Origin of the sequence: Rhodoluna sp. (assembly GCF_024641065.1) — a bacterium.
GTDB lineage: Bacteria > Actinomycetota > Actinomycetes > Actinomycetales > Microbacteriaceae > Rhodoluna.
On record NZ_JAHEDV010000002.1, the window covers coordinates 45,130 to 69,244 of the forward strand.

The 24,115-nt window shown below is 52.9% G+C and carries 26 protein-coding genes; 7 read left to right on the forward strand and 19 right to left on the reverse strand.

What is annotated here, in order from left to right:
- Nucleotides 1-36: 36 nt before the first annotated feature.
- The 3 genes from Q0L26_RS02320 to Q0L26_RS02330 all read right to left on the reverse strand — a co-directional run bounded on the left by Q0L26_RS02320 (nt 37) and on the right by Q0L26_RS02330 (nt 1,866).
- A complete protein-coding gene (locus tag Q0L26_RS02320) occupies nt 37-756 on the reverse strand; it encodes an ABC transporter ATP-binding protein (RefSeq protein ID WP_296646833.1) in 720 nt (239 codons plus the stop codon).
- A 14-nt stretch (nt 757-770) separates the two neighbouring features.
- The gene (locus tag Q0L26_RS02325; protein WP_296646835.1) at nt 771-1,364 is read right to left on the reverse strand and encodes a helix-turn-helix transcriptional regulator; all 594 of its coding nucleotides are present in this window, start codon (nt 1,362-1,364) and stop codon (nt 771-773) included.
- 196 nt (nt 1,365-1,560) lie between these two features.
- On the reverse strand, nt 1,561-1,866 hold the full coding sequence (locus Q0L26_RS02330; protein WP_296646838.1) for a glutaredoxin family protein: 306 nt from the start codon (nt 1,864-1,866) through the stop codon (nt 1,561-1,563).
- Between the two features lie 51 nt (nt 1,867-1,917).
- On the opposite strand from Q0L26_RS02330, the gene Q0L26_RS02335 reads away from it, so the two are divergent.
- Nucleotides 1,918-2,631 (forward strand): HAD-IB family hydrolase, encoded by a 714-nt coding sequence (locus Q0L26_RS02335; RefSeq protein ID WP_296646840.1) that lies wholly within the window; start codon nt 1,918-1,920, stop codon nt 2,629-2,631.
- A 69-nt stretch (nt 2,632-2,700) separates the two neighbouring features.
- On the opposite strand, the gene Q0L26_RS02340 is transcribed toward Q0L26_RS02335, so the two are convergent.
- On the reverse strand, nt 2,701-2,799 hold the full coding sequence (locus Q0L26_RS02340; RefSeq protein ID WP_005504750.1) for an AURKAIP1/COX24 domain-containing protein: 99 nt from the start codon (nt 2,797-2,799) through the stop codon (nt 2,701-2,703).
- 162 nt (nt 2,800-2,961) lie between these two features.
- Between Q0L26_RS02340 and Q0L26_RS02345 the strand changes: the two genes are divergently transcribed.
- A complete protein-coding gene (locus Q0L26_RS02345; protein WP_296646843.1) occupies nt 2,962-3,645 on the forward strand; it encodes an aquaporin in 684 nt (227 codons plus the stop codon).
- Nucleotides 3,646-3,728: 83 nt separating this feature from the next.
- On the forward strand, nt 3,729-4,385 hold the full coding sequence (locus Q0L26_RS02350) for a TetR/AcrR family transcriptional regulator (protein WP_296646845.1): 657 nt from the start codon (nt 3,729-3,731) through the stop codon (nt 4,383-4,385).
- Here Q0L26_RS02350 and proC read toward each other — a convergent pair.
- Nucleotides 4,350-5,180: a pyrroline-5-carboxylate reductase gene (proC, locus tag Q0L26_RS02355; RefSeq protein WP_296646848.1), complete on the reverse strand. Its 831-nt coding sequence runs from the start codon at nt 5,178-5,180 to the stop codon at nt 4,350-4,352. The genes Q0L26_RS02350 and proC overlap by 36 nt on opposite strands.
- 51 nt (nt 5,181-5,231) lie before the next feature.
- Between proC and radA the strand changes: the two genes are divergently transcribed.
- A complete protein-coding gene (gene radA / locus Q0L26_RS02360; protein ID WP_296646850.1) occupies nt 5,232-6,566 on the forward strand; it encodes a DNA repair protein RadA in 1,335 nt (444 codons plus the stop codon).
- Here radA and Q0L26_RS02365 read toward each other — a convergent pair.
- The gene (locus Q0L26_RS02365; protein WP_296646853.1) at nt 6,544-6,969 is read right to left on the reverse strand and encodes a hypothetical protein; all 426 of its coding nucleotides are present in this window, start codon (nt 6,967-6,969) and stop codon (nt 6,544-6,546) included. The two genes, radA and Q0L26_RS02365, sit on opposite strands and share 23 nt — an antisense overlap.
- A gap of 85 nt (nt 6,970-7,054) precedes the next feature.
- Nucleotides 7,055-8,155 carry a hypothetical protein gene (locus tag Q0L26_RS02370; protein ID WP_296646855.1) on the reverse strand — a complete coding sequence of 367 codons (1,101 nt, stop codon included), beginning with the start codon at nt 8,153-8,155 and terminating at the stop codon, nt 7,055-7,057.
- Between the two features lie 302 nt (nt 8,156-8,457).
- Here Q0L26_RS02370 and Q0L26_RS02375 point away from each other — a divergent pair, with 302 nt between their 5' ends.
- Complete coding sequence (locus tag Q0L26_RS02375) at nt 8,458-9,147, forward strand: LuxR C-terminal-related transcriptional regulator (protein ID WP_296646858.1); 690 nt, start codon at nt 8,458-8,460, stop codon at nt 9,145-9,147.
- Nucleotides 9,148-9,151: 4 nt separating this feature from the next.
- Here the strand turns inward: Q0L26_RS02375 and Q0L26_RS02380 are convergent, their stop codons facing one another.
- Genes Q0L26_RS02380 through Q0L26_RS02390 form a run of 3 tightly spaced genes read right to left on the reverse strand, consistent with a single transcriptional unit; the run spans nt 9,152 to nt 11,239 of the window.
- Nucleotides 9,152-9,817 carry a hypothetical protein gene (locus Q0L26_RS02380; protein ID WP_296646860.1) on the reverse strand — a complete coding sequence of 222 codons (666 nt, stop codon included), beginning with the start codon at nt 9,815-9,817 and terminating at the stop codon, nt 9,152-9,154.
- An 11-nt stretch (nt 9,818-9,828) separates the two neighbouring features.
- A complete protein-coding gene (locus tag Q0L26_RS02385; protein WP_296646863.1) occupies nt 9,829-10,338 on the reverse strand; it encodes an amino-acid N-acetyltransferase in 510 nt (169 codons plus the stop codon).
- A 19-nt stretch (nt 10,339-10,357) separates the two neighbouring features.
- The gene (locus Q0L26_RS02390) at nt 10,358-11,239 is read right to left on the reverse strand and encodes a helix-turn-helix transcriptional regulator (protein WP_296646864.1); all 882 of its coding nucleotides are present in this window, start codon (nt 11,237-11,239) and stop codon (nt 10,358-10,360) included.
- Nucleotides 11,240-11,362: 123 nt separating this feature from the next.
- Here Q0L26_RS02390 and Q0L26_RS02395 point away from each other — a divergent pair, with 123 nt between their 5' ends.
- Nucleotides 11,363-12,397 carry an alcohol dehydrogenase catalytic domain-containing protein gene (locus Q0L26_RS02395; RefSeq protein WP_296646867.1) on the forward strand — a complete coding sequence of 345 codons (1,035 nt, stop codon included), beginning with the start codon at nt 11,363-11,365 and terminating at the stop codon, nt 12,395-12,397.
- Nucleotides 12,398-12,413: 16 nt separating this feature from the next.
- On the opposite strand, the gene Q0L26_RS02400 is transcribed toward Q0L26_RS02395, so the two are convergent.
- From Q0L26_RS02400 to Q0L26_RS02435, 8 genes are all read right to left on the reverse strand, one after another.
- A complete protein-coding gene (locus Q0L26_RS02400; protein WP_296646870.1) occupies nt 12,414-13,619 on the reverse strand; it encodes a multidrug effflux MFS transporter in 1,206 nt (401 codons plus the stop codon).
- Nucleotides 13,620-13,626: 7 nt separating this feature from the next.
- On the reverse strand, nt 13,627-14,640 hold the full coding sequence (locus Q0L26_RS02405) for a sugar phosphate isomerase/epimerase family protein (protein ID WP_296646872.1): 1,014 nt from the start codon (nt 14,638-14,640) through the stop codon (nt 13,627-13,629).
- Between the two features lie 12 nt (nt 14,641-14,652).
- On the reverse strand, nt 14,653-15,735 hold the full coding sequence (locus tag Q0L26_RS02410) for a Gfo/Idh/MocA family oxidoreductase (RefSeq protein ID WP_296646876.1): 1,083 nt from the start codon (nt 15,733-15,735) through the stop codon (nt 14,653-14,655).
- A 10-nt stretch (nt 15,736-15,745) separates the two neighbouring features.
- Nucleotides 15,746-16,873 (reverse strand): Gfo/Idh/MocA family oxidoreductase, encoded by a 1,128-nt coding sequence (locus Q0L26_RS02415; RefSeq protein WP_296646879.1) that lies wholly within the window; start codon nt 16,871-16,873, stop codon nt 15,746-15,748.
- Nucleotides 16,873-17,613, reverse strand: a complete 741-nt coding sequence (locus tag Q0L26_RS02420) for a sugar phosphate isomerase/epimerase (protein ID WP_296646884.1) — start codon at nt 17,611-17,613, stop codon at nt 16,873-16,875. The genes Q0L26_RS02415 and Q0L26_RS02420 overlap by 1 nt, the downstream gene beginning before the upstream one ends.
- Before the next feature lie 63 nt (nt 17,614-17,676).
- On the reverse strand, nt 17,677-18,510 hold the full coding sequence (locus Q0L26_RS02425) for a carbohydrate ABC transporter permease (RefSeq protein WP_296646886.1): 834 nt from the start codon (nt 18,508-18,510) through the stop codon (nt 17,677-17,679).
- A 2-nt stretch (nt 18,511-18,512) separates the two neighbouring features.
- Entirely contained in the window at nt 18,513-19,421 is a 909-nt protein-coding gene (locus tag Q0L26_RS02430; RefSeq protein WP_296646892.1) for a sugar ABC transporter permease, read from the reverse strand.
- 83 nt (nt 19,422-19,504) lie between these two features.
- Complete coding sequence (locus Q0L26_RS02435; RefSeq protein ID WP_296646896.1) at nt 19,505-20,752, reverse strand: extracellular solute-binding protein; 1,248 nt, start codon at nt 20,750-20,752, stop codon at nt 19,505-19,507.
- Nucleotides 20,753-20,888: 136 nt separating this feature from the next.
- On the opposite strand from Q0L26_RS02435, the gene Q0L26_RS02440 reads away from it, so the two are divergent.
- Complete coding sequence (locus tag Q0L26_RS02440) at nt 20,889-21,491, forward strand: TetR/AcrR family transcriptional regulator (RefSeq protein WP_296646898.1); 603 nt, start codon at nt 20,889-20,891, stop codon at nt 21,489-21,491.
- 71 nt (nt 21,492-21,562) lie between these two features.
- Here Q0L26_RS02440 and Q0L26_RS02445 read toward each other — a convergent pair whose 3' ends face one another.
- Entirely contained in the window at nt 21,563-24,016 is a 2,454-nt protein-coding gene (locus Q0L26_RS02445) for an ATP-dependent Clp protease ATP-binding subunit (RefSeq protein WP_296646901.1), read from the reverse strand.
- Nucleotides 24,017-24,115 lie beyond the last annotated feature (99 nt).

Genomic DNA, 24,115 nt, shown 5'->3' on the forward strand with positions numbered 1-24,115 from the left:
GCCAGCAGGCGGCTATTTGCATTTGCTCTCGATTTACTAAGCATTTTCGATCAACCCGTTTAGGTCACGCTGAGTCTTGGTTTCGTCAACGATTAGGCCGTCGCGAATGATCAAGATGCGGTCGGCCCAGGCTGCATTCTTTGCATCGTGGGTTACCAGAATGCCGCCGGCACCTGCATCAATTCGTGAACGAAGCGCACGGATAACCGCCTCGCCAGTTCGGCTATCGAGAGCACCGGTTGGCTCGTCAGCCAGAATCACTTTGCGCGGGCCAACGATGCTACGGGCAATCGCAACGCGCTGGCGCTGACCACCTGAGATTTCATCTGGAAAGCGCTTTGCCAATTCTTCAATGCCCATGGTCTTCAGTGCTTCTAGCGCCGCAGTTCTAGCCTTTGAGCGCTTTTCACCGTCTAGTTCTAGCGGGAGTGCCACGTTCTCAATCACACTGAGCGCCGGAATCAAGTTGAAGTCTTGAAAGACGTATCCGAGGGTTTGGCGACGTAGGCGGGCAATCACGGTTGGGCTGCTCGCGAATAGTTCAAAACCGGCAACCATTGCTGAACCTTGGGTTGGTTTCTCGAGACCCCCGGCGATTGAAAGCAAGGTTGACTTGCCAGAGCCAGATGCGCCCATGATGGCAACAAGCTCGCCCTCGCTCACCTGAAGGTCTACGCCTTTGAGGGCTTCAACGGCAGTGTCGCCTGACCCATAGGTTTTTCTGATTCCACTCAGGTTGATGAGAATTTCTGACATTTTGTTGCCCCCTACTATTTGATTTTGGCCGGACGACCGCGACGGGCCAGATTTCGTTGAATACTGATTTGAGTCTCAAGGCCTCGAGCTGCGCTCTTGCTTAGCAGCCCCTCGACGTGATCTAGCCAGCGAAGCTCGGCCTCTGCGCTAAAGACTTGCGAATCAATAACCAAGATCCAGGCCAGGTCGCTGGCTTGGCTTTCATCTGAGTTTTTCTTTGCAGTTGTTAGCAACTGAAGATTCTGAAGCGCAGCTAAACGTTGAACGCTCAAGATTCTTTCAACGTCAACCCCTGGCAAGGTCACAGCCAGCGCAAGTTTCATGGCAAGTTCATCGCGATTTTGCTGGGTTCGTTCTACCGGGCTAGTTAGCCAGCGAGCGGCCTCGATGCGGCCGTTAGCAGTGATCGAATAGCGAATCTGCCCGTCGGCGTTGACATCGCTTGCTGAAACCAAGCCATCGCGCTCGAGACGCTCGAGGGTCGAATAGATCTGCCCAACGTTGATAGGCCAGGTGTCGCCCGTGCGACTTTCAAGTTCGTGGCGCAATTGATAGCCGTGGCAATCGCCAAGGTTCAAAATCGCAAGCAAGCTGTGTTTTACGCTCATGTTGCAATTAATACATACCCAGTAAGTATTAAGCAAATCCGCCGATTAATCGGCGAGTTGAACTGCTGAAATTAGATGAATTTAGAAATCACTTCTTTGGCTTTCGCAGCCCACGGATACCTGCGGCCCAAGATTGAGAGCAGAATCATCAAAATCGGAAACCAAAACTTCTTCAGAAACCAACGCATTTAATCCCCTAGCTCACACAACGGTTGTTTTTTAGAAATCTTGGGCGCGAGATCGAAGCATCCAGGGCCTTAGCCAAGCGAGCTTTATCGATGCGCCAGTAGTTGTGAACTTTGCCATCAATTAGCAGCACCGGAATTTCTTCGAAGTACTTGAGCTGCAGGGACTCGTCATCCAAGATGTTTTTTTCAATCAAATTGATGACCGCCGCCGGGTTCGCAGCCCGAAAATCGTTGAGCACCTCTTGAATTGCGGCACGGGCGTCATCGCACAGATGACAGCCAGGCTTGCCCAAAAGAGTCAGTTCAATGTTCACCCTTTTAGCCTATGGCAGGGCCTTGAACCCGCTGGCAACTACACTTAAACCGTGCCCAAAACCCCAAATGATTTGCCAAAGATCGAAGCCGCGTTCTTTGACGTTGACAACACCATTTTGCGAGGTTCGAGCAGTTTTCTTTTTGGCAAAGCTGCCTTCAAAAAGGGCTTCTTTAACCGCACCGATTTTTGGCGATTCGCTTGGCAGCAGGCCCGCTTTATTGCCCGCGGTGAGACCCTAAACACCGTGGATGAAATTCGCGATCGTGCGCTTGGTTTGATCGAGGGCCACAAGGCAAATGAGCTAGCGGCCTTGACCGACGAAGTTTATGAAAACTACATCGCCCCGAAGCTTTGGCCAGAGACCGTGCGCCTTGCACGTGAACACATTGCTGCTGGCCGCGAGGTTTGGTTGGTTACCGCTACACCCAAAGAAATTGCCGACGTTATTGCTCACCGCTTGGGCCTAACTGGCGGCCTTGGCACCCTGGTTGAGCGCAAAGACGGAATTTTGACCGGCAAGTTGGTTGGCGAAACCCTTCACGGCAAGCACAAGCGCAAGGCCATCAAGGCTTTGGCCAAAGAGCGCAACATTAGCCTGAAGCGTTCTTATGCATACAGCGACAGCGTGAATGATTTGCCACTGCTAACCGCAGTTGGTCACGCGATCGCGGTGAACCCCGATGCAGCTCTCAAGCGCTATGCCACCGCGGCCGAGTGGCCGATTCTAGATTTCAAAAAGCGCGAACTGCGAGCCAACAAATAATCCTGGTTAAACAAGAAACCCGTCAAGATGACTTGACGGGATTTTTGTTGAGTAAGCCGGTTTAGCGACTTACTTCTTATTGCGACGCTGGTGGCGAGTCTTGCGAAGCAACTTGCGGTGCTTCTTCTTAGACATACGCTTGCGGCGCTTCTTAATTACTGAACCCATAGGGACCTCACAGTTTTTGGATGCTTATCTGCCAGATCGGCAACAAGCAAAACGATTTCTCTATTCTAGCCCAGTGAATTCACCTTTGGTTGCCCGAGCGCTAACTCGGTGCAATTTATACTTGGCATAATTCGCGCCAATTCAGCTAAAGGAATCTGCCCCTTGAAAATTAACGCAACCGTGCAAAAACTAATTGCTGAACTTCTCGGCACCACGTTGATTGCCATCTCGTTCACCGCTGCAGTTGCAAGCACCAAGGCAGTGCCGCAATTTGCAATCGGCATCACCGTGGCTCTGGCAATTCTGGTAACCGTAAACATCAGTGGCGCTCACTTGAACCCTCTGATCTCGCTTTATTTCTTCTCTAAAAAGACCCTCACCGGCGCATTGTTCGCCGGATTCATTGGTGCTCAGGTCATTGGCGCAGTTTGCGGTGCAGTCATCGGTCGCGCAATGTGGGGCGCCGCCCTTTCATTGCCTGAGGTCGGAACCGTTCCGGAGTTTCCACTGCTAATCAGCGAGTGGGTTTTCACCGGCGGCCTAATCTTCTTGGTCGGTTACTTGATTTTTCAGAAGCGAGCGCAGCTTTTAGGCATTGTTATTCCGGTTTGGGTAATTGCTGGCATCGGCTTCACGCCAACAGGCGCGCAAGGTAACCCTGCAGTTTCGATCGCCCTGATGTTCGCTGGCGAACAAGACCTTCAGACAGTGGCATGGTTTGTGGTTGCCCAGGCAGCAGGCATGCTTACCGGGCTCATCGGCCTTGCTGTTTTCACGGCCAAGCCTTCAAAGCCAGCCAAGAAGGTTGCGGCGGCTAAGGCCAGCAATCGTACAAAAAAGGCATAATTCGGGAATAAAGTTTGCCTGTTGCCCTGTTCTTTCTAGAAGATTTAGGCCATACTTTCTAGAAAATAGGGAACGAGGGGCAAATGCCGTCGAACAACAAAGCAGTGCCGCAGCCGAAGCAGGTTCGCGCAGTAGACACAATTGCGCTTGTAATCTCTGAGGCTGACAAAGCTCTGAAGGCTGGCGGCGAGGCGTCAGTGCGCATTCAAGAAATCTCTAAAGCCGCCCGAGTGTCAATCGGTTCGATTTATCACCACTTTGGCGATCGCGATGGCCTGATTCGTGCAACTTATGTTCATAACTTCACCGAGACCGTGCGCGAAGACATTTGTCGCGTAACCGCATGGATTGAAAACATGCACTCGACCAAAGAGCTTGCCGAGCACTATGACGAGATGCTCACCTTTTTGACTTCTCACTACGAGCGCCTGCCGGCTAGCGAACGGGCAGCAATTGTCGGAAACACCATTGGTCGCCCGGCTCTTCGCCAAGCCCTAGCCGAGGCTCAGAGCGAGCTAACCGACGGCGTGACTCGAGTGATGACTCTTTTGAAAGAGCGTAAAATGCTGCGTGAACATGTTGTTCCCCGCGCCGCTGCTGTGATGGTTTTGGGAATGCTTCACGGCAAGATCATTGCCGAGCTCGACACTAATCCGGTAAGCGAGCAAGACTGGAACCAGACCATGCTCACCTGTTTTGGTGGACTATTTACCCGCAGCAAGGTCGCGAGCGCGAGCTAAAGCTGCGTCGGTGGCTTCAACAAACATCTGAGTTAAGTCTGTCTGCTCGATTCGAGCAATTGCTCGTTCAGTTGTGCCGTTCGGGCTAGTGACTTGCTTTCGCAATTCAGCTGGCGATTTTGGTGAACTTGCCACCAGCTCGGCTGCACCCAAGAAGGTTTCATTCACAAGTAGCGCTGCCTCAGAGTCGCTAAACCCTTGATGCTTGGCGGCTTCAGTGAGTTTTTCAATGAGGTAGAAAACATATGCCGGGCCAGAGCCAGAGATCGTTGTCAAGGCGTCAATGCGACTTTCTTCAACCACCAACACTTTGCCAACAGTCTCAAATAATTCTTTGGTGGTGTCGATAGCCCATTCGGTAGCGCGCTCTCCGGCGGCGATTCCGGTCATTCCGCGACCAATTAGGGCAGGGGTGTTAGGCATTGCTCGAACCACGCCTACGTCTTCAGGCAAGACTGCCTCCATCGATGCGGTGGTAACGCCAGCTGCAACACTAATAACCAATGCGTTGTCGTTCAAAGTATCGGCAACGTCGGCAAGAACCTCAACCACCTGGGCTGGCTTTACTCCAACCAAGACCACGTTTGCACCTGCAACCGCCATTTGGTTTGCATCTTCGCCGTTCTCCATCGCGAAGCTCAAGACACCAAGTTCGTCGGTCAAGCGATCGGCGCTTTCGGCGCTCTTGGTAGTAACCGAAATTTGGTTTGGGTCGAAGCCCGACTTCAGCAGGCCAGCCAGAATTGCCCCGCCCATTGAGCCGGTGCCAAGAATTGCGATGCGCTTGATATTCACCACTTCAGTTTAGGCGAGGCCACTGTCATAGAGCCTTGGTAGTTTTATTGCATGGCTGTCGCAAAGAACACTTTCACCTGCACCGAGTGTGGCTGGACCACCGCTAAATGGGTTGGTCGCTGCGGTGAATGCCAAGCGTGGGACACAATGCAAGAAGGCAAAGCCGGTGGCGGCCGAGGGCTAGGAACCGTGCGCAATGTTCGGGCAGTTTCGATCGTTGGATCATCGGCAGCTAAACCCATCACAGATGTTTCTACCGAGCGAGTAACCGCTTGGTCGACTCAGGTTGGCGAGTTTGACCGTGTATTGGGTGGCGGCCTTGTGCCTGGTGCCGTTATTTTGCTTTCGGGTGAGCCGGGTGTTGGCAAGAGCACTTTGTTGCTCGAAGTTGCCGCCAATACTGCCAAGTCAAGCAAGCGTGTGCTCTATGTTTCGGGTGAAGAATCGGTGGGCCAAATTCGTCTGCGAGCTGAGCGCACTGGCGCGATGAGCGACAACCTTTTTATAGCCTCAGAGACTGACCTATCTACCGTTCTCGGTCAAATCGACGCAATCAACCCAGAGTTGTTGGTCGTTGACTCTGTGCAAACCATTGCAGCGGCCGAAATAGATGGTGCCGCCGGAATGCCATCTCAGATTCGCGAAGTTGCGGCGAACCTGATTCGAGTTGCCAAAGAACGGGCATTGCCAGTAATTCTGGTGGGTCACGTTACGAAAGACGGAAACATCGCCGGCCCCCGCGCACTTGAACACCTGGTGGATGTGGTTTGCCATTTTGAGGGAGATCGCCAGACTTCACTCAGGTTTGTTCGCTCTATGAAGAATCGCTTTGGCCCAACCGATGAGGTCGGCTGTTTTGAAATGACTGGCGACGGCATCAACGAAGTTGAAGACCCGAGCGCAATGTTTCTATCTCGCGGCGACGCACCAGTCTCGGGAACCTGCGTGACAGTCACCGTTGAAGGCAAAAGACCCCTGATTGCTGAGGTTCAGGCGCTTGTGGTAAAGAGCTCGACGCCTCAGCCTAGGCGCGTGACCAACGGTGTTGATTCAGCTCGTGTAGCCATGCTTTTGGCCGTTCTTGAGCGCCGAGCTGGCCTTAGAGTCAGCGACATGGATGTCTATGTTTCCACCGTTGGCGGCGTGCGGCTAACTGAACCAGCGTCAGATTTAGCGATTGCTTTGGCAATCTCATCTGCAGTGCAAGACAAGCCAATCGCCCACAACCTGGTTGCCTTTGGCGAGATCTCACTTGCCGGCGAGATTCGCAAAGTGTCGAATGCCAAAATTCGTGCCAATGAAGCAACTCGTCTTGGCTTTATTCGCTCTGTCGACTCAGGTGTGGGCGATTTAAAGGCTGCGCTTAGCCTTGGTTTGAACTGGTAGCTCTTCTGGCTGCTCGCCAAACGCTGAACAGAATCGCCGGAGCAATGATGTCGGTGAACAAGAAGAACGGTTCTTGCACCAGGTAGGTAAGGAACGGGTTTCCTGATAGCGCTAGCAGGGTTGCGTGCAGCACGATTAGCGATGCAGGCCATGCCAATGCGAAGACCAAAAAACCACGCTTGGCGTCGGCGATGTTTGCACCTGCGATCAGCATGGTTGGAGCAACGATGCCAGTGCAGATCCAGCCAATTAGTGAAACCATTTGCAATGCGCCAACTGCTGGCAGTGGGTTTTCAAATGGGTTGTAGAAAAAGAACTCCGGGTATGAAGCCAGAGTCAGCATGTAGAAAACAAGCAAGAGTGTGCCGGTTGATTTGTTGTCGCGTTTTTGAATCACAGTCATTCTTTTCTTTCAGATATAAACGAATCGCTAGCCGGTCAGGGGGAACAAGACCGGCTAGCGATTCAGCTTTTTAGTGACTACTCAATTACTGAACAGGAGTGGTGTCACAAGCCATGGTGTACAGATGGCTACCGGCCAGAATTTCAACCCAACGGAAGGTACCGTTTTGTGGGTCGTTTTGTCCGATAGTTACTACACAAGGATCACCTGCGGTAGCGTCGTCAAGACCGGCACCATCATTACCTGCTGGGCCCTGTGAACCAGTTGCACCAGTTGCACCTTGAATACCCTGGATACCCTGCTCACCCTGTGGGCCGGTTGCGCCGGTTTCACCTTGAATACCTTGCACACCCTGGATACCCTGCTCACCCTGGATACCCTGCTCACCAGTAGGGCCGGTAGGGCCAGCAACGTTTGAAACGCCAGCTTCACCCTGAGGACCAACAAGACTTGCGAGCCACTCATCGTGAGTGCCGACAAATCCGTACTCAATGGCAACGTCGTATGCGCTCTGGCCTTGAACACCGGTTGGGCCGGTTGGACCAGCTACGTTTGATACGCCTGGGATACCCTGGATACCTTGTTCACCCTGAAGTCCCTGGATGCCCTGCAAGCCAGTCAAACCAATTGGACCCTGAGGGCCAACTTCACCAGGAAGGCCTTGGATGCCCTGTGCGCCATCGATGCCGTCAACACCATCGATGCCGTCAACACCATCGAGGCCGTCAACGCCTGCAAGGCCAGTGATTCCCTGAGGGCCAACTAGGCTCGCAAGCCACTCTTGCGCGGTTCCAACAAAGCCATATTCAACTGCGGTTTCAAATGCGCTAACGCCGTCAGCGCCAGTCAATCCAATTGGGCCGGCAACACCTGCAGCACCAGTTGCACCGGTTGCGCCGGTGGCTCCCGCGATTCCTGGTGCCCCTGCTGGGCCAGTGAGGCCGATAGGCCCGATAGCGCCAGGAAGGCCTGCGGCGCCAGTTGCACCCGCAGGGCCAATTAGAGATGAGATGTTGGTGATGCGAACGTCAGTTGCAAAACAGTTGGTCTTCAATGACAACCAACCTGAGGTTGTGTTCTTACAGATCTGCAATGATCCGGTAGCAGCCTGAGCTGGAACCAAACCACCAATTGCCAGCGATGCTGTGGCAAGGGCCACCAACATTGCCTTTGATGATTTCTTCATGATTTTTTTCCTATCCCCCGACCGTTGGTTAAGGATTACGGTCGAATTCTTTTGCCTTTCAATCGCAACATGAAGAGCCTTTGGGGCAATAGGCCTAAGCAGGCAAACAATGGGCAAAGTCGTACATTGACCGGTCAAAATCGGACAAGCCTGCCTGAAAATCAAAGTCAGACCAAGGGGCTAGTCTCGAACTTTATTAGCATTCCAAATCGAGGGGGCGTAAAGTAAGTTGGTTTATTTTGGGCATCAAAAGCGAGTCTCTCGACGCTAACCTCGGCAGGTCACTGCTGCAGGCTTTTGCCGTGTCTAAAAACGGTGACAGCTTCTGCAAGCACCTGGTTCATCGAGCACTTCACCAGCTTGGAGTTATCGGTGCACTCATTTGCACAGTTAATGAAAATAGCCAACTGGCTTGGACCGGCTGTTACGGAGTGTTCTCAAGAAACACCCGTGGGCAAGTGTTGAATGTATGGGATCACTCGCTTTTGACGACGGCAATAGTTTCGGGAAAACCTCAAACCAGCAACCGAAACAACAGCCAGTATTCGGCGAACTCTAGCGTGTTTAACGACACAGTCGGCGAAAGCTTCTTAGCCCTGCCGTTCTCTTCAACTTCAAAACATGTTGGGGCGATAGGTCTCGTTTTCGGAGAACCTCTGCATCAAATATCGATCGGGCAGCCTGAATTCGAATTACTTCAACTTGCGGCAGAAATTGCTGCCGACATTTATTCTGGTCGCCGATACCTAGAAGACAGTGAACCTCGCTGGCAACAAAACAACCCCGATTTCTTGACGCTCGATCAGCTTTCTGAACGCCAACTCAAGGTTCTGGTGGCAATCGGCAAGGGCATGACCAACCGCGAAATTGGCGTTTTGCTCAACCTCAGCGAGTCCTCAATCAAACAAGAATCGAGCCGAATATTCAAGATTCTCGGCGCAAAGAGCCGCTATCAAGCAGTCAAATTAGCGAGACAGCAAGGCGTGATTTAGCCACTTATTCGAGCGAGAACATGGCCTTTGAGCTCGAGGTTGCACCATTCACAATGGCCGATAAACCATAGACCGTTCCGTTTGTTGCCGGAGTCTGATCAGCGCCACAACCTGCCGCCGATGAGAAAACACGAGCCCAGTCACTGAAAGCACTGGTTCTCGATTCACCTGGCTTGAACTGCATCAGCACACTCGTCACGTCCGTGCGGTCGCAATCGTGGCTATCCCAGATAACTTGGCCATCGGTTGAAACCACAAAGAAAGTCTGCGCGGTGCCAACCTCATAAAAGCAGGTTTCTGTTGAGTTATTGGTAATTCGATAGCCAAAGAATGGGTTCTCGCCCTGGGTGAAAACATCCTTGGATGAACCGTTCTGGTCAGCCACCAGCGCCTCGATTGACACTGACTTTCTCTCACAAATAGGGCCGGCCGCCGAAGACGCTGATGGGGTCGAACTAGCAACTGACGATGCAGAAACAGTTGAGCTAGGGCTAGGCGACGCCGCAGGGGCACCCGCAACCATGCCAGTCACCAAACCGATTAGACCGCTGAGCAGCGACCAAACCACGGCAACAATCGCGACCACCAAAACCAAGGCCACAACGCGGCGAACGGCAAAATTAGGCTTCTTAGCGTTCGAAGCAGGGCGTGGTTTTCTAGGTGCAGCCATTGAGATTCGCCCTAGAGAGTCTTGAGCATTCGAGTGTTGCCAAGGGTGTTCTGCTTCACGCGTGCGAGGTCAAGAAACTCAGCCACACCATCATCGTGAGAGCGCACCATTTGTGCATAGGTGTCTGGGTCGACCGGAACATCCGAGATTTCAACAAAACCGCTCTTGGCAAAAAACTCAACCTCGAAGGTAAGGCAGAAGACTCGGGCAATGCCAAGTTCAGCCGCGCGAGCCACCAGTGCCTCGAGCAGTGCTCGACCCACACCGTGCCCACGCATGTGCTCGGCGACGACCATTGAACGAACTTCAGCCAGGTCTTCCCACATGATGTGAAGAGCGCCGGCTCCGACCACAAAGTCGTTTTCATCCAAGGCAACTAAAAATTCGGGCACAGCCTCATAGAGACCAACCAGTTCGTGACCTAGCAGCACGCGAGAACCCTCAAGTGGCTGGCGAATAGCCTGAATCGAGCGAACATCGCTGGTGCGCGCTGGGCGAACCCGAATTTGGCTGTGAGTCATGCCTTAAGGCTAACCGAAACTAGGCATCAATCGTTGAAGCGGCAGGCTGGGCACCCTGGTTTTCAGCGGCCCAAGCACCAATAATCTTGAGTTTTTCTTCAGTCTCACTGCCTGGTTCGGCCGTATAAATGTTCATGCCCACTCCGGTGTCAGCAATCACCTGAAACGGTTCATAGGTGAGAGTGACCAAACCAACCAGCGGGTGATTGAATGATTTCACCCCGCCCGGATGCTTGAAAACTCGGTGCTTGGCCCACAGATTTCTGAACAATTCTGACTTGGATGAAAGCTCGCCGATCAGGCTCGTGAACTTAGGGTCATCGGCAGATCGCAGGGCCTCGAGGCGCAGGGTTCCGACGGCACTGTCTGCAATCTTTGGATAGTCGACATAGAAATCTTTTGCTTTCTCGTCGAGAAAGATCCAGCGTGCGATGTTCATCTGAGCGATGCCGCTCTCAAAAATTGGTGAGTATAGAGCTTGGCCCAGTTTGTTGGCTCCGAGCAATTCAAGCCGGGTGCTGGTGACGAAGACCGGCACATCGTGAATCGCGTCGAGAATTCTGGCGACATTTGGGCGCAGGCCTCGGGCAACACTTGGCCCCTTTGAGGGCAGTGCAATTCGCGCAGCACGAGCTAGGTCGAATAGATAGCCAGTCTCGGTTGCATCAAGTTGCAGAGCTCGAGCCAGGGCATTCAACACCGAGTCAGAGGCGCCTTCGAGATGCCCTCGCTCAAGCCGAACGTAATAGTCGTTACTGACCCCTGCGAGCATGGCAACCTCTTCACGGCGAAGACCCGCGACTCGACGGTTGCCGCCAAAGACCTGCAGGCCGGCGTCTTCTGGTGTGAGCCGAGAACGGCACGCCACTAAAAACTCGCGAACGGTTGCTCTGGTGTCCATGCAATAAGCCTATTGAACAAAACCAATCGAGTGGCAGGTATTACCCGTACCTGTATCAAACACATCTGGTGCCCGCAGAATTGAAGCAATTGACTGGTCTAACCGACCGAAAGCGAGCAACTCATGAGAGCAACCTTCCTCTATGGCGCGAACGATGTTCGAGTAGACCAGATCGAAGATGCCAAGATCTTGAAACCCACGGATGTTGTAATTCGCACAGTAGTTGCTTGTGTTTGCGGCAGTGACCTGTGGGATTACTACAGCAAGACTCCTGACACGGTTGGTGTCGCAAAGGGCCACGAGGTTATTGGCACTATCGAGACTGCTGGCGCGGATGTTCGCAACTTCAAAGCGGGCGACCTAGTGGTGGTTCCATTCGTGGCTTCTTGTGGCTACTGCGACTACTGCCAGGCAAACCAGCAGACCTCGTGTCGAAACATCGAGTACTTTGGGCACGGTGGTGGCGGTGCATGTCAGGCCGAGATGGTTAGGGTTCCTTGGGCCGATGGCACTTTGGTGAAACTCCCGGTTGAGATTGATTCGCCGCTGATGCCTTCACTGCTAACACTTTCAGACGTATTGTGCACCGGCTATCACGCGGCTAAATCAGCCAACGTTCAAGCTGGCGACACTGTTGTCGTTGTGGGCGATGGAGCAGTTGGTCTATCTGCAGTAATTGCCGCTAAAAAACTGAAGGCCGAGCGAATCATTTTGATGAGTCGCCACGAAAGCCGCAGCAATCTGGGTCGCGAGTTTGGTGCCACCGAGATTGTGGCCGATCGTGATGAGGCGGGAATCCAGGTGATTAGAGACCTAACCAATGGCGATGGCGCAACTCGAGTTCTCGAATGCGTTGGCACTCAGTCGGCAATCGATTTGTCTATTGCAATTACGCGCGATTACGGCGTCATTGGCCGAGTGGGTGCCGCTCAGTATGAAAGCATCCCGATGAACTTCGGCACCGTAATGAGAAACATCGGCATCTATGGTGGTGTGGCTCCCGCCCGCGCCTACATCGAAGAGCTCATGCCAGACATCCTTGAAGGTCGAATCAACCCGGGCAAGGTGTTTGATCAGACAGTTCAGCTAGATGACATTGCCGAAGGTTATAAGGCCATGACAGAGCGAACAGCAATCAAGACTCTCATTCGCTTCTAAGCAGCGCTCAAGAGCTTTAGCTCATTGATTTCATGCGGTGCGGGCGAACCACAACCAGCATCACGGTCAGCGCAAGTGTCATTGCAACAGCAATTGCTGAGCCAACCCCGATAGCCGAGTTTTTATCAAGCATTGTGTAGAGCGGGCCACCAACAGTCGAGGCCAAGAAGCCCATTGTGCCCAAAACCGCTGCCGCGGTGCCAGCTTCTGAACCGTGGTGAGAGAGAGCGATGGCGTTGATCGTGGTTGCGGTGTTTCCGAACGCAAAGACAAACAAGAACGACATGGCTGCAACAAACCAAAGATTTGGCCCGGTCAAAGAGTTGAAGATGATGCCGACCCCAGCCAGCAACCATAGCACCAGAGCGCCGGTGGCAACCCACTGCACGCCGATTCGCTTGGCCAAGAATCCGGCTACCTGGATTCCGGTGTAGGCACCAACTGAATTGACCGCGATGAACAGGCCAACCGAGGTTGCCGGCACATCGAAACCTTGGCTAAAGACAATCGGCAGCACACCAAGATAGGCAAACATGCTGAAGCCAATTGCCATTTGAATAAGCATTAAGCCGAAGAAAGTACGATCTTTCAGAACCTTGATGAAGCGTTTACCCATGCCGGCAAACACCTGGGTATTGCGGTTATCAAGGTGCAAAGTTTCAGGCATGAATTTGATTGCCGCTATGCCCACCAATAATCCGTAGCCGCCAACAATGAGGCTGATTCCGCGCCAGTCAGTGAACTGCAACAGCGCCGAACCGGCAAATGGGGCAATGAACCAAGCCGATGCTCCCACCAACATCACGCGGCCCATCAACTTCAGCAGGGGTAATCCGCTGTAGAGATCTCGCATCACCGAGACACCAATAACGGTAAGCGCAGAGGCACTCAGACCTTGCAGAATTCGGCCAGCAAAGAACACCTCTACCGAGGGTGACCAAGCGCAAATAATTGCAGAGGTCACATAGATGAAGATTGCGGCATACATGGGCTTTTTTCGGCCAACCGAATCACTCAATGGCCCGGCAAAAAGCTGACCCAGCGCGAAACCCAAAGTCAAAATGCTCAGCGAGAGCTGAATCACCGATAGGTCTACGGTCAGGTCTTTCGCAACCGCTGGCAGCGATGGCAAATAAGGGTCAGTAATGAACGGCTGCAGCATCGACAAACCGCCGATGAGAAAAATAGTTTTTAGCCGAAGCGACTTCTCTGATTGCTTCATTCGGGGTCTATTGGTTGCTGAATGCAGCGTCGAATGATGCTGAAGGCAGGTTCCAGAGCAGCGAGCGAATGTAGCCAACAGCTTCTTTGGCACCGTGAAGGCGATCCATTCCTGCATCCTCCCACTCAATAGAAATTGGGCCCCTGTAGCCGATTGAATTCAGTGCACGGAACGAGTCTTCCCATGGAACATCGCCGTGACCGGTTGAAACGAAGTCCCATCCGCGGCGAGGGTCACCCCATGGAAGGTGTGAACCCATGACACCAGCACGGCCATTTTGTGGGCGCAAGCGGGTGTCTTTGCAGTCAACGTGATAGATGCGGTCTTTGAAATCGACGATGAAACCAACTGGGTCGATGTTCTGCCACATCATGTGAGAAGGGTCCCAGTTGAAACCAAAAGCTTCGCGGTGGTTGATGGCCTCTAGTGTGCGAACGCTTGACCAGTAGTCATAGGCGATTTCACCTGGGTGAACTTCGTGAGCAAAACGAACACCTTCGGCATCAAAGACATCAAGAATTGGGTTCCAGCGATCAGCGAAATCTTGAAAACCTTCGTCGATTCGAGATGCCGGCACCGGTGGAAACATTGCCACATAAGACCAAATGTTCGAGCCAGTGAAACCAACCACTGTGTCAACGCCAAGCTTGCGAGCAACTCGAGCCGCACGCTTCATGTCTTCGGCAGCACGCTGACGAACACCTTCTGCATCGCCATCGCCCCAAACATACGGGCGCAAAATTGCTTGGTGCCTAAAGTCGATCGGGTCGTCACAAACTGCTTGGCCGGCCAAGTGGTTCGAAATCGCAAAAGTCTTCAGACCGTATTTATCTAGGATGTCTAGTCGCGACTGAACATAAGCGTCGTCTTCGTCAGCTCGTTGCAAATCAAGGTGATCGCCAGAGGCCGCAATTTCTAATCCGTCATAACCCCAAGACGCCGCCAGTTTTGCGACTTCTTCGAAAGGTAGATCTGCCCATTGGCCGGTGAAGAGTGTGACCGGGTGCGATGACTTTGACATGTTTATTCCTAACTAGATTTCTACCCAGAATTGTGAATTTGAAGCTTTTAAAACACCTTCGGTGACCTTGTTAGCACGCAGTCCGTCGGCAAAAGTAGGCAGACCGTTTGGCTTCTCGCCACGAACCGCAGCGTAAACATCGCGAACGTAGCCAGCAAATGCGTCGACGTAACCCATTGGATGACCAGCGGGCACAACCGACAGTCGAGCTGCATCTTCATGCATTTGAGCATCGTCACGAGGCATCAAAACGCTGCCCTCACGATGACCTATCCAGAGCACCTCAGGCGACTCTTGGTTGAACTCGATGCTCTCGGTGGTTCCACTGATGTCGAGCAGCAGGCGGTTTTTGCGACCAGGGGCAACCTGAGAGACAAAGAGAGTGCCGATTACGCCGCCCGGAGTCTGAAATAGAACCGCAGCTTCATCTTCGGTATTAACCGGCTTTCCGCCACGAATCGGGTGAACAGTTTTTGCTACCGACGCCATCATTGAGATGCGATCGCCCAGGATGAATTCCATCAGGTCGACCAGGTGACTGCCAATGTCAGCAAAAGCGCGAGAAGCGCCGCCTTCGTCGGTGCTAACCCGCCAGTTGTCATCGGTTGGGTCAAGCAACCAGTCTTGAAGGTAAGAGCCGCGAACACTCAGCACGCGCCCGACCTCCCCCTCAGAAATTCGGGCGCGCGCCTCGCGCACTAGTGGGTGATAGCGATAGATGAATGGAACGCTGGCTACCAGCCCAGACTTGTTTGCCAATTCGACCAACTCGGTAGCCTCTTCAACCGAGGTTGCAAGTGGCTTCTCACAAACCACGTGCTTTCCGGCGGCCAGGGCTGCCTTCGCAATAGAAGCGTGACTCGAGTTTGGGGTGCAGATGTGAACCAGCGAAATGGCTGGGTCCTTTAGCAACTGATCTACCGAACCATAGGCCTTTTCGATTCCAAGCTCATCGGCGGCCGACTCAGCGCGAGCCAAGCTCGACGAAGAAATCGCAATCACGTTGCCGCCTGCTGATCGCGCAGCCGCTGTGTGAACTCGACCCATGAAACCGCCGCCGATGATGCCGACGCCGATTGGTGATCTCTTTGACATAAATACTCGCTTAGCTGAGGGTTGCGTCAGCTGGGTCCCAGCTAACCGGCAGTGCTTCGATTGGTGCCAAGGTCGATTTAACCTCTACCCAAGTCTTACTCTCAATTGCCTCAGAAATTGAAATCATGATGTCTAGAACGTGAAGTGCAATTTCACCTGGGATGCGAACCTTGCGCCCCTCGCGAATAGCCTGCGCCATTTCGAGAACACCGGTTCCGCGGCCGTGAGTTGGGCCGGTCAGCTCAACCTTGGTGATCTGCTCTGGCTCTGGGCCTAGGTGCAATTCACTGTCGCCATCAAACATGTTTGGGTCAGGCAGCGAGATGGTGCCCTCGGTGCCGTTGATCTCAACGAATCCCATGCGGAACAGTGCTGACTCAAAGCTGAAGATGCACTGGGCACTTGCACCAGACTCGAACTCGATCATGGCACCGACGTGAGTCGGAACCTCAACCGGGAACTCGGTTCCGGCCTTTGGTCCGGTTGCAATCACACGTGTGTCTCGTGACTTTGAGCCGGTGCCGGTTACCCGGGCTGCCGGACCGAAAATTGAAACCAGTGTGCTCAGGTAATACGGACCCATGTCCATCAATGGGCCTGCACCCTTGGCGAACAAGAACTCTGGGCTCGGGTGCCATGACTCTGGGCCACCCACCTGGAACATGGTCATAGCGGTTAGCGGAGTACCGATTTTTCCATCCTGGATAGCTCGCAAGCCAGTCTGAATGCCGCCACCCATGATGGTGTCAGGTGCAACACAAACTAGAACACCGGCTTTGTCGGCAGCAACGGCTACCTCGCGGGCGCTTTCACGGCTGAGTGCGTATGGCTTTTCGCTCCACACGTGCTTGCCAGCTGCGATGCACTTTAGGTCAACTTCAGCGTGCGCTGCTGGAATAGTCAGGTTCACGACGATCTCAACATCGGCGTTGGCAAGGAGTTCATCGACGGTGCCGCTTAGGGCAACTGAATATTTGTCAGCCTGTGCCTTGGCGCGAGCGAGGTCTAGGTCAGCGATGAACACTACCTTGACGTCAGGAAACTTGACCAAGTTCTCAAGGTACTGGTCGCTGATCACGCCAGCGCCGATGAAACCTACTCCGACTGGTCCGGTCTTGCCGGTTGATGCGTTGGTCATTAGCGAACCTCATTCACAAAAGCTAGAGACTGGGCGATGCCATCAAAGATATCGCCACCGGTGTAGAAATCAAACTCAATAACCGGCAGTGCATTTGGTGCAGCAGCCAAAATTTCACGAACCGGAATCTGACCTTGACCTGCAGGAACCTGAAGGTTGACATCACCATTCTTGTTGCCGTCTTTGACATGGATAGCAACCACGCGCTCGCCAAGCTTCTTTAGAACCTCAGGGGCGCTCTGGCCACCTGCTTCAACCCAGAAGGTGTCGATCTCTAGAACAACATCGTCGCGCAGAGCGTCGATGAAAGTGTAGAGAGCTGGTGCGCCGTCGATGTGGTTTGAGAACTCCCAGTTGTGGTTGTGATACGCGATCTGCAGACCAAAGTCTGGCGCTGCGGCAGCGATCTCATTGATTGCCTTTGCTATTACAACAACATCGTCTTTGTTGGTCCAACGCTCAGGAACAGTGAATGGGTCGATAAGAGTCTTGACTCCAAGCTTCTGCGCAGCAGCAAGCATTGGCTTCCAGTCTTGGTCAACCATCATCGCGTGAGCGGTTGGGGCCTTCAAATTATTGCGAGAAAGTGCTTCTGAAAACTCTTCTACTCGGTCGACAAATCCATAAGGCTCCACCTGGGTGAAACCGATGGCTGCAACTCGGTCGAGTGCGATCTGTAGATCATCAGCGATAGCGTCTCTCAGGGTGTAGAGCTGAACTGATGGTTGTTGCTTAGACATTTGTATTACTTTCTCGTTGGAGTGATGATTCTAAATCGATTGTTTATTCGCTGGCGTTATTGGCTAGCCCTTGACCGCGCCATCCATGACACCGGCAACAAACTGCTTAGCGGTGACGATGAACATTGCAATCAGTGGCAGGGCCATAAGCAGCGAGCCGCCAAGGATAGACGGGTAGCTCGGGTTGTTGGCCGAGTTCAGCTGAGAAACTGCCACCTGAGCGGTGAAGTTGTCTGGAGTCTGAGTGATGATCAACGGCCAAGCGAAGTCGTTCCAAGCGGTAAGGAATGTGAACAACAGCAATACGAATGCGCTTGAGCGAACCAGCGGTAGAGCCAAGCTCCAATAGATTCTGAAGAATCCGGCGCCGTCAACTGCACCTGAGTCGATAAGCTCGCTCGGCACGTTTGAAAGCATTGCCTGACGCATCCAGAACACACCAAACACTGAAACCACGTATGGCAAAATCAGTGCGGCCAAAGTGTCGACCAAACCAATCTTTGACATCAATAGGTAAAGCGGAATGATGCCCAGCTGAAGCGGAATCATTAGGAACACCATGACCACGCCAAAGAGCGCCTGGTTGCCGCGGAAGCGAAGTTTTGCAAATGCAAAGCCAGCCAGGGTCGAGGTGAAAACCTGAAGAATCGCGGTAACAGCCGCAACGATGAATGAGTTGCGATAGACGGTCCAGATGTTGAACATCTCGGTGATCTGCGCAAAGTTAGCCGGCCAGTTGTTGCCAGGAACAATGGTTGGCGGAATTGTTGCGATTGCCGAGTTGTCTGATGAACCGATTACGTACATCCAGTAGAACGGGAACAGGCTTAGCAAAGCAACGATGATAAGCATTCCGTAGAGCGAAGGCTGCTTGAGCCAGCTGAATGAGATCTTCATGATTATTTGTCTGCCTTAACTAGCTTGCTGCTGATTAGAAAGTTGACTCCAGCAATGATCGCGATGATCAAGAACAGGCCAACTGCAATTGCTGATGAGTATCCGAGTCGCAACTGGGCAAACGCCTGGTCGAACAAGAACAGTGTCATCGTTCTAAATTGCCCGTCTGAACCACCGGCATAACCGGTGCCGCTGAACATATATGGCTCGGCGAAAATTTGCAGACCACCAATGGTCGAAGTGACCACGGTGAAGAAGATGGTTGGGCGAATCTGAGGAATGGTGATGTTGAAGAACTGAGACAACTTAGTTGCTCCATCAACTTCGGCGGCTTCATAAAGCTCGGCCGGAATCGCCTGCAGTGCTGCCAAGAAAATCAGGGTGTTGTAGCCAGTCCAGCGCCAGTTGACCATCATCGCGATTACAAACTGACCGGCTAGGCCATCTGCGTGCCATGGAACCGGCCCAACGCCTAGAAAACCAAGGGCCCAGTTGACCATTCCACCGTTGTCGGCAAACATCGCACCGAACACAACTGCAACCGCAACGGTTGAGGTGATGAAAGGGAACAAGATCACTGAGCGCCAGAAGGTGCGAAAGCGAAGTTTTTTGTTATTCAACACGAGGGCCAGAAGCAACGCTGCTACTAGCTGAGGTGCTGATGAAAGCAAGAAGATGCTGATGGTGTTGCCCAGGGATGAATAGAAGCGCTCATCGGCAACAAGTTCAATGTAGTTGTCTAGACCGACCCACTCTTGGGTGCCCAGAAGGTCCCATTTGAAGAATGAGACATAGAAGGTGAAGATGATCGGCAATAGGCCGAAGATGCCGAAAAGAAGGAAGAACGGTGACAAGAAGAGGTAACCAGCTCTTGATTCTTCTTTTCTAGAGATGTGAATAGCTTTGCTCACGCTTGTGGCTTTCGTTTGAGGGGGCCTGTTGATTTGAGTGAGTGGGGTGCGCTATTGCGCACCCCACCCCCATCAATCTGTTGTTACTTGGTGTTCTTTGCGATCTCGGCTAGAGCGTCTGCCCATGCCTCATCTGCGGTCTTCTTGCCCTGAGCAACAGTGGTGGTTGCGTTCTGGAAAGAGGTACCGATGCTTGCGCTCTTAGGGCCAAGGATGGCTGGCTTAAGAGTTGCAACAGCTGATGAGTAGATCTGACCTACTGGAGCGTTCATGTAGAACGGGTCCTTGTAAGAAGTAACTGCCTCGTCGTTTAGAGCTGCAACAGCTGAAGGGAAGTTTCCCTTGGTTAGGAAGATAGTCTTCTGCTGTTCTGGAGCCAATAGCCACTCAACGAAAGCCTTAGCTTCTTCTGGGTGAGCTGATGACTTTGAAACGGTGACCCATGAGCCACCCCAGTTGCCGCCGCCACCAGGTACAGAAGCTACGTTCCACTTACCCTCGGTCTTAGGAGCAATTCCCTTGATCATGGTTAGCATCCAGGCTGGAGCGAGAACTGCTGCTGCGTTGCCGTCGGCAATTGCTGCGTTCCACTCGGTGCTGAATACAGCTGCTGAACCTGCGTAAGGAGCGATGTCGGTTGCGGTCTTCCATGCAGCCTTAACTGATGGGTTAGTCTCGTAAACGTAGTCGCCTGAAGCTGAGTAGTACTGCTCAGGGGTCTGAGCAACGATGCCAGAGAATACGCTCTGAGTTGAGTCAGCAAACTTCTTGCCGGTCGCGTCGGTGTACTTCTTAGCGGTTGCTAGGTAGCCGTCCCAGCCATTTGCCCATAGAGCAGAAACTGACTCAGGGTCTGATGGAAGGCCAGCAGCTTCGAATAGGTCGGTGCGGTAAGCAACAGCCATGCCACCAACGTCGGTTGGTAGACCCAGAACGGTGCCGTCAGTTGCAACGGCTGGGTTCCAGCGCCAGTCAAGGTAGTCAGCTTGCTTGTCGGTACCGAAGTCAAGGAACTTGTCTGGGTACTGAACGAAGTAAGGCATCCATGACCCTTCGACACCGTTGATGTCGTTACCCTTGCCAGAAGCTAGAGCGGTCAAAAGACCTTCGTGGTGCTTGTTGTATTCGCTTGATTTCTCAACGATGGTGATGTTCGGGTGTAGGTTGTGGTACTCGGTGAATAGCTCTTTGAAACCCATGTCGCCCCAGTCACCAAAGGTGAGGGTGATGTTTTCTTCTTCAGCCGGAGCTGCAGAACAGCCTGATAGGCCAACAGCGGTCATCGCAAGCAGGAGAACAGATGCGATCGACGCCTTTGTTGCTTTCTTCATGTTTCCTCCATAGTGGAAATAGTCTTGTCTTACGAGGTATTTAACCTTGCAAGAATGAAGTTATTGTGAAAACCATTCACATAGCAAGTTTTAGCGATAACGGTTTCATAACCAACTGATTACAGGAGTATAAATAATGGCCGCGAAACAGCCTAGAGGCCCGTATTCAAAAGGAAATGCCAAGCGCGAAGAGATTTTGGCTAAAACCATTGAAGCGTTCGGTAAAACGGGATATCACGCAACTTCAATGCGTGAAATTGCTGCTGCTTGCGACTTGAGCCAAGCCGGCCTGCTCCACCACTTTCCGAACAAAGAAGCGATTTTGCTGGCTTTGGTAGACCAGCGCGAGAAGCGACAGACCGAGAGAACAGTTCAACACCGCAAGGCAGGCGAGCTCAGCTGGCAAGAGAGCTCACTTGGCGGCCAGAAGATCAACGAAGAAGAAGCTGACCTAACCCGACTCTGGGCAAACCTGGTTGGCGAAGCCACCGACCCGAGCTTTCCGATTCACGACTACTTTCTTGAGCGCTATCGAAACACCCGCAAGACTTTCGCTGACGACATAGCCAAAGATCACGGTCGCACCACCCCAAACCGAGAAGACGAGCTTCAAGCGGCAATCATGATTGCTATCTGGGATGGCCTGCAGACACAGTGGCTGCTTGACCCAAAGTTTGAAATGCGCCCAGCATTTGAATATGCGGTTTCAATGATCAGCCGCTATTCGCAGTTCAAATAGAACCAGTAAATTTATCGCCAATAAAAAGAACCCCTCGATTTCTCGAGGGGTTCTTTTTGGGTTTCGCGAACTTAGACGCCGGCGGTCTCGCGCACGTGCATGGTGAATACGAACTCGCCTTCGACAAAGTCGACGGTTACATCCGAGGCATTCTTTAGCTCGCCGTGCATGATCTTCTCGCTCAACTTGTCTTCGATCTCGCGCTGAACCGCACGACGAAGTGGTCGTGCACCTAGCGCTGGGTCAAAGCCAATCTCGATTAGGCGATCTTTGGCAGCCTGGCCAACCTTGATGGTCATGTCGCGATCTTCAAGGCGGTCGCCAAGACGCTTGATGAATAGGTCAACAATCTGAACCAGTTCAGGCTTGGTCAACTGAGGGAACACGATGGTCTCATCAACACGGTTTAGGAACTCAGGCTTGAAGTTCTTCTTGAGCTCTTCGTTGACCTTGCCCTTCATGATCTCGTAGTCGTTAGCCTGGCTGCCCTCAAGCGAGAAGCCCATGGCACCGCGAGCGATGTCGCGGGTTCCGAGGTTGGTGGTCATGATGATGATGGTGTTCTTGAAGTCAACAACTCGACCCTGGCCGTCGGTCAAACGGCCTTCTTCAAGAATCTGAAGTAGCGAGTTGAAGATGTCTGGGTGAGCCTTCTCGATTTCGTCGAACAGCACAACGCTGAATGGCTTGCGGCGAACCTTCTCGGTTAGCTGGCCACCTTCTTCGAAGCCTACGAAGCCCGGAGGAGCACCGAATAGTCGGCTGACAGTGTGCTTTTCGCCGTATTCAGACATGTCGAGCGAGATGAGTGCGCCTTCGTCATCAAACAAGAACTCGGCAAGAGCCTTGGCCAACTCGGTTTTTCCGACGCCGGTAGGGCCGGCAAAGATGAACGAACCAGAAGGGCGGTTTGGGTCTTTTAGACCAGCGCGCTGACGGCGAATCGACTTCGAGACTGCGGCAATCGCATCTTCTTGGCCAATCACGCGGCGGTGCAGGTGGTCTTCCATGAAGATCAGCTTTGCGCTTTCTTCTTCGGTCAGCTTGAACACCGGAATACCAGTAGCCTGAGCCAAAACTTCAGCAATCAAACCCTCGTCAACGATGCCTTGAGCGGCAACGTTTCCGGCTCGGAACTGCTTCTCCATCTTGACGCGCTCGATGTTTAGCTTCTTTTCTTCGTCGCGCTTTGAAGCGGCCAACTCGAACTCTTGGTTCTCGATGGCCTGCTCTTTCTCAACCTTTAGCGCAACGATCTTCTCTTCAATCTCGCGAAGCTCTGGTGGCGAAGAAAGAATCGATAGACGCAAGCGAGCACCGGCCTCGTCGATTAGGTCAATGGCCTTGTCTGGCAAGAAGCGGTCGGTGATGTAGCGGTCAGAAAGCTGTGCAGCTGCAACCAAAGCGCCATCGGTGATCGACACCTTGTGGTGAACTTCGTAGCGGTCGCGAAGACCCTTCAAAATGTTGATTGCCTGCGGCAGTGATGGTTCGTTCACAGTTACCTGCTGAAAACGACGAGTTAGGGCTGCGTCTTTTTCGAAGTGCTTGCGGTATTCATCCAGGGTGGTTGCACCGATGGTCTGAAGCTCGCCACGGGCAAGAAGCGGCTTCAAGATCGAAGCTGCATCGATTGCACCCTCAGCTGCCCCAGCGCCAACCAAAGTGTGAATTTCGTCGATGAAGGTGATGATGTCGCCGCGGGTGCGAATCTCTTTGGTTACCTTCTTGAGGCGCTCTTCAAAGTCACCGCGGTAGCGAGAACCGGCTATGAGTGAACCCATGTCTAGGGTGTAAAGCTGCTTGCCCTTTAGGGTTTCAGGAACGTTGCCATTGACAATTGCCTGAGCCAAACCTTCAACCACAGCGGTCTTTCCGACGCCAGGTTCACCAATCAAAATCGGGTTGTTCTTTGAACGGCGGCTAAGAATCTGCATCACTCGTTCGATTTCGCGCTCGCGCCCGATTACCGGGTCAAGCTTGCCCTCGGCTGCGGCCTGGGTTAGGTTGCGACCAAACTGGTCGAGAATCTGAGAACCCTTTTGCTTCTCGGTGTTGTCGCCGCCAACAGCAACGGTCTCTTTGCCCTGAAAACCAGAAAGCAACTGAATTACTTGCTGACGAACGCGGTTAGTGTCGGCGCCCAACTTGGTTAGAACCTGTGCTGCAACACCCTCGCCTTCGCGAATCAGGCCAAGCAAAAGGTGCTCGGTGCCAATGTATGAGTGACCAAGCTGCAGTGCTTCGCGAAGCGAAAGCTCAAGAACTTTTTTAGCGCGCGGGGTAAAAGGAATGTGACCGGCTGGAGCCTGCTGACCCTGACCGATGATCTCTTGCACCTGCTCGCGAACAGAATCAAGATTGATGCCCAGCGACTCAAGCGCCTTGGCTGCAACACCCTCACCCTCGTGGATCAAACCCAAGAGAATGTGCTCGGTGCCGATGTAGTTGTGGTTTAGAAGCTTGGCTTCTTCTTGCGCAAGCACAACAACACGACGAGCCTTGTCGGTGAATTTCTCAAACATCTCTACTCCATTCGCCAGCTGTGGTTATAGCTGTGTAATAGAAATGCTAAGTCGCCAAACCCCGCGGATGTAGGTTGTTCGCTGTGGGGTAAATCAGAG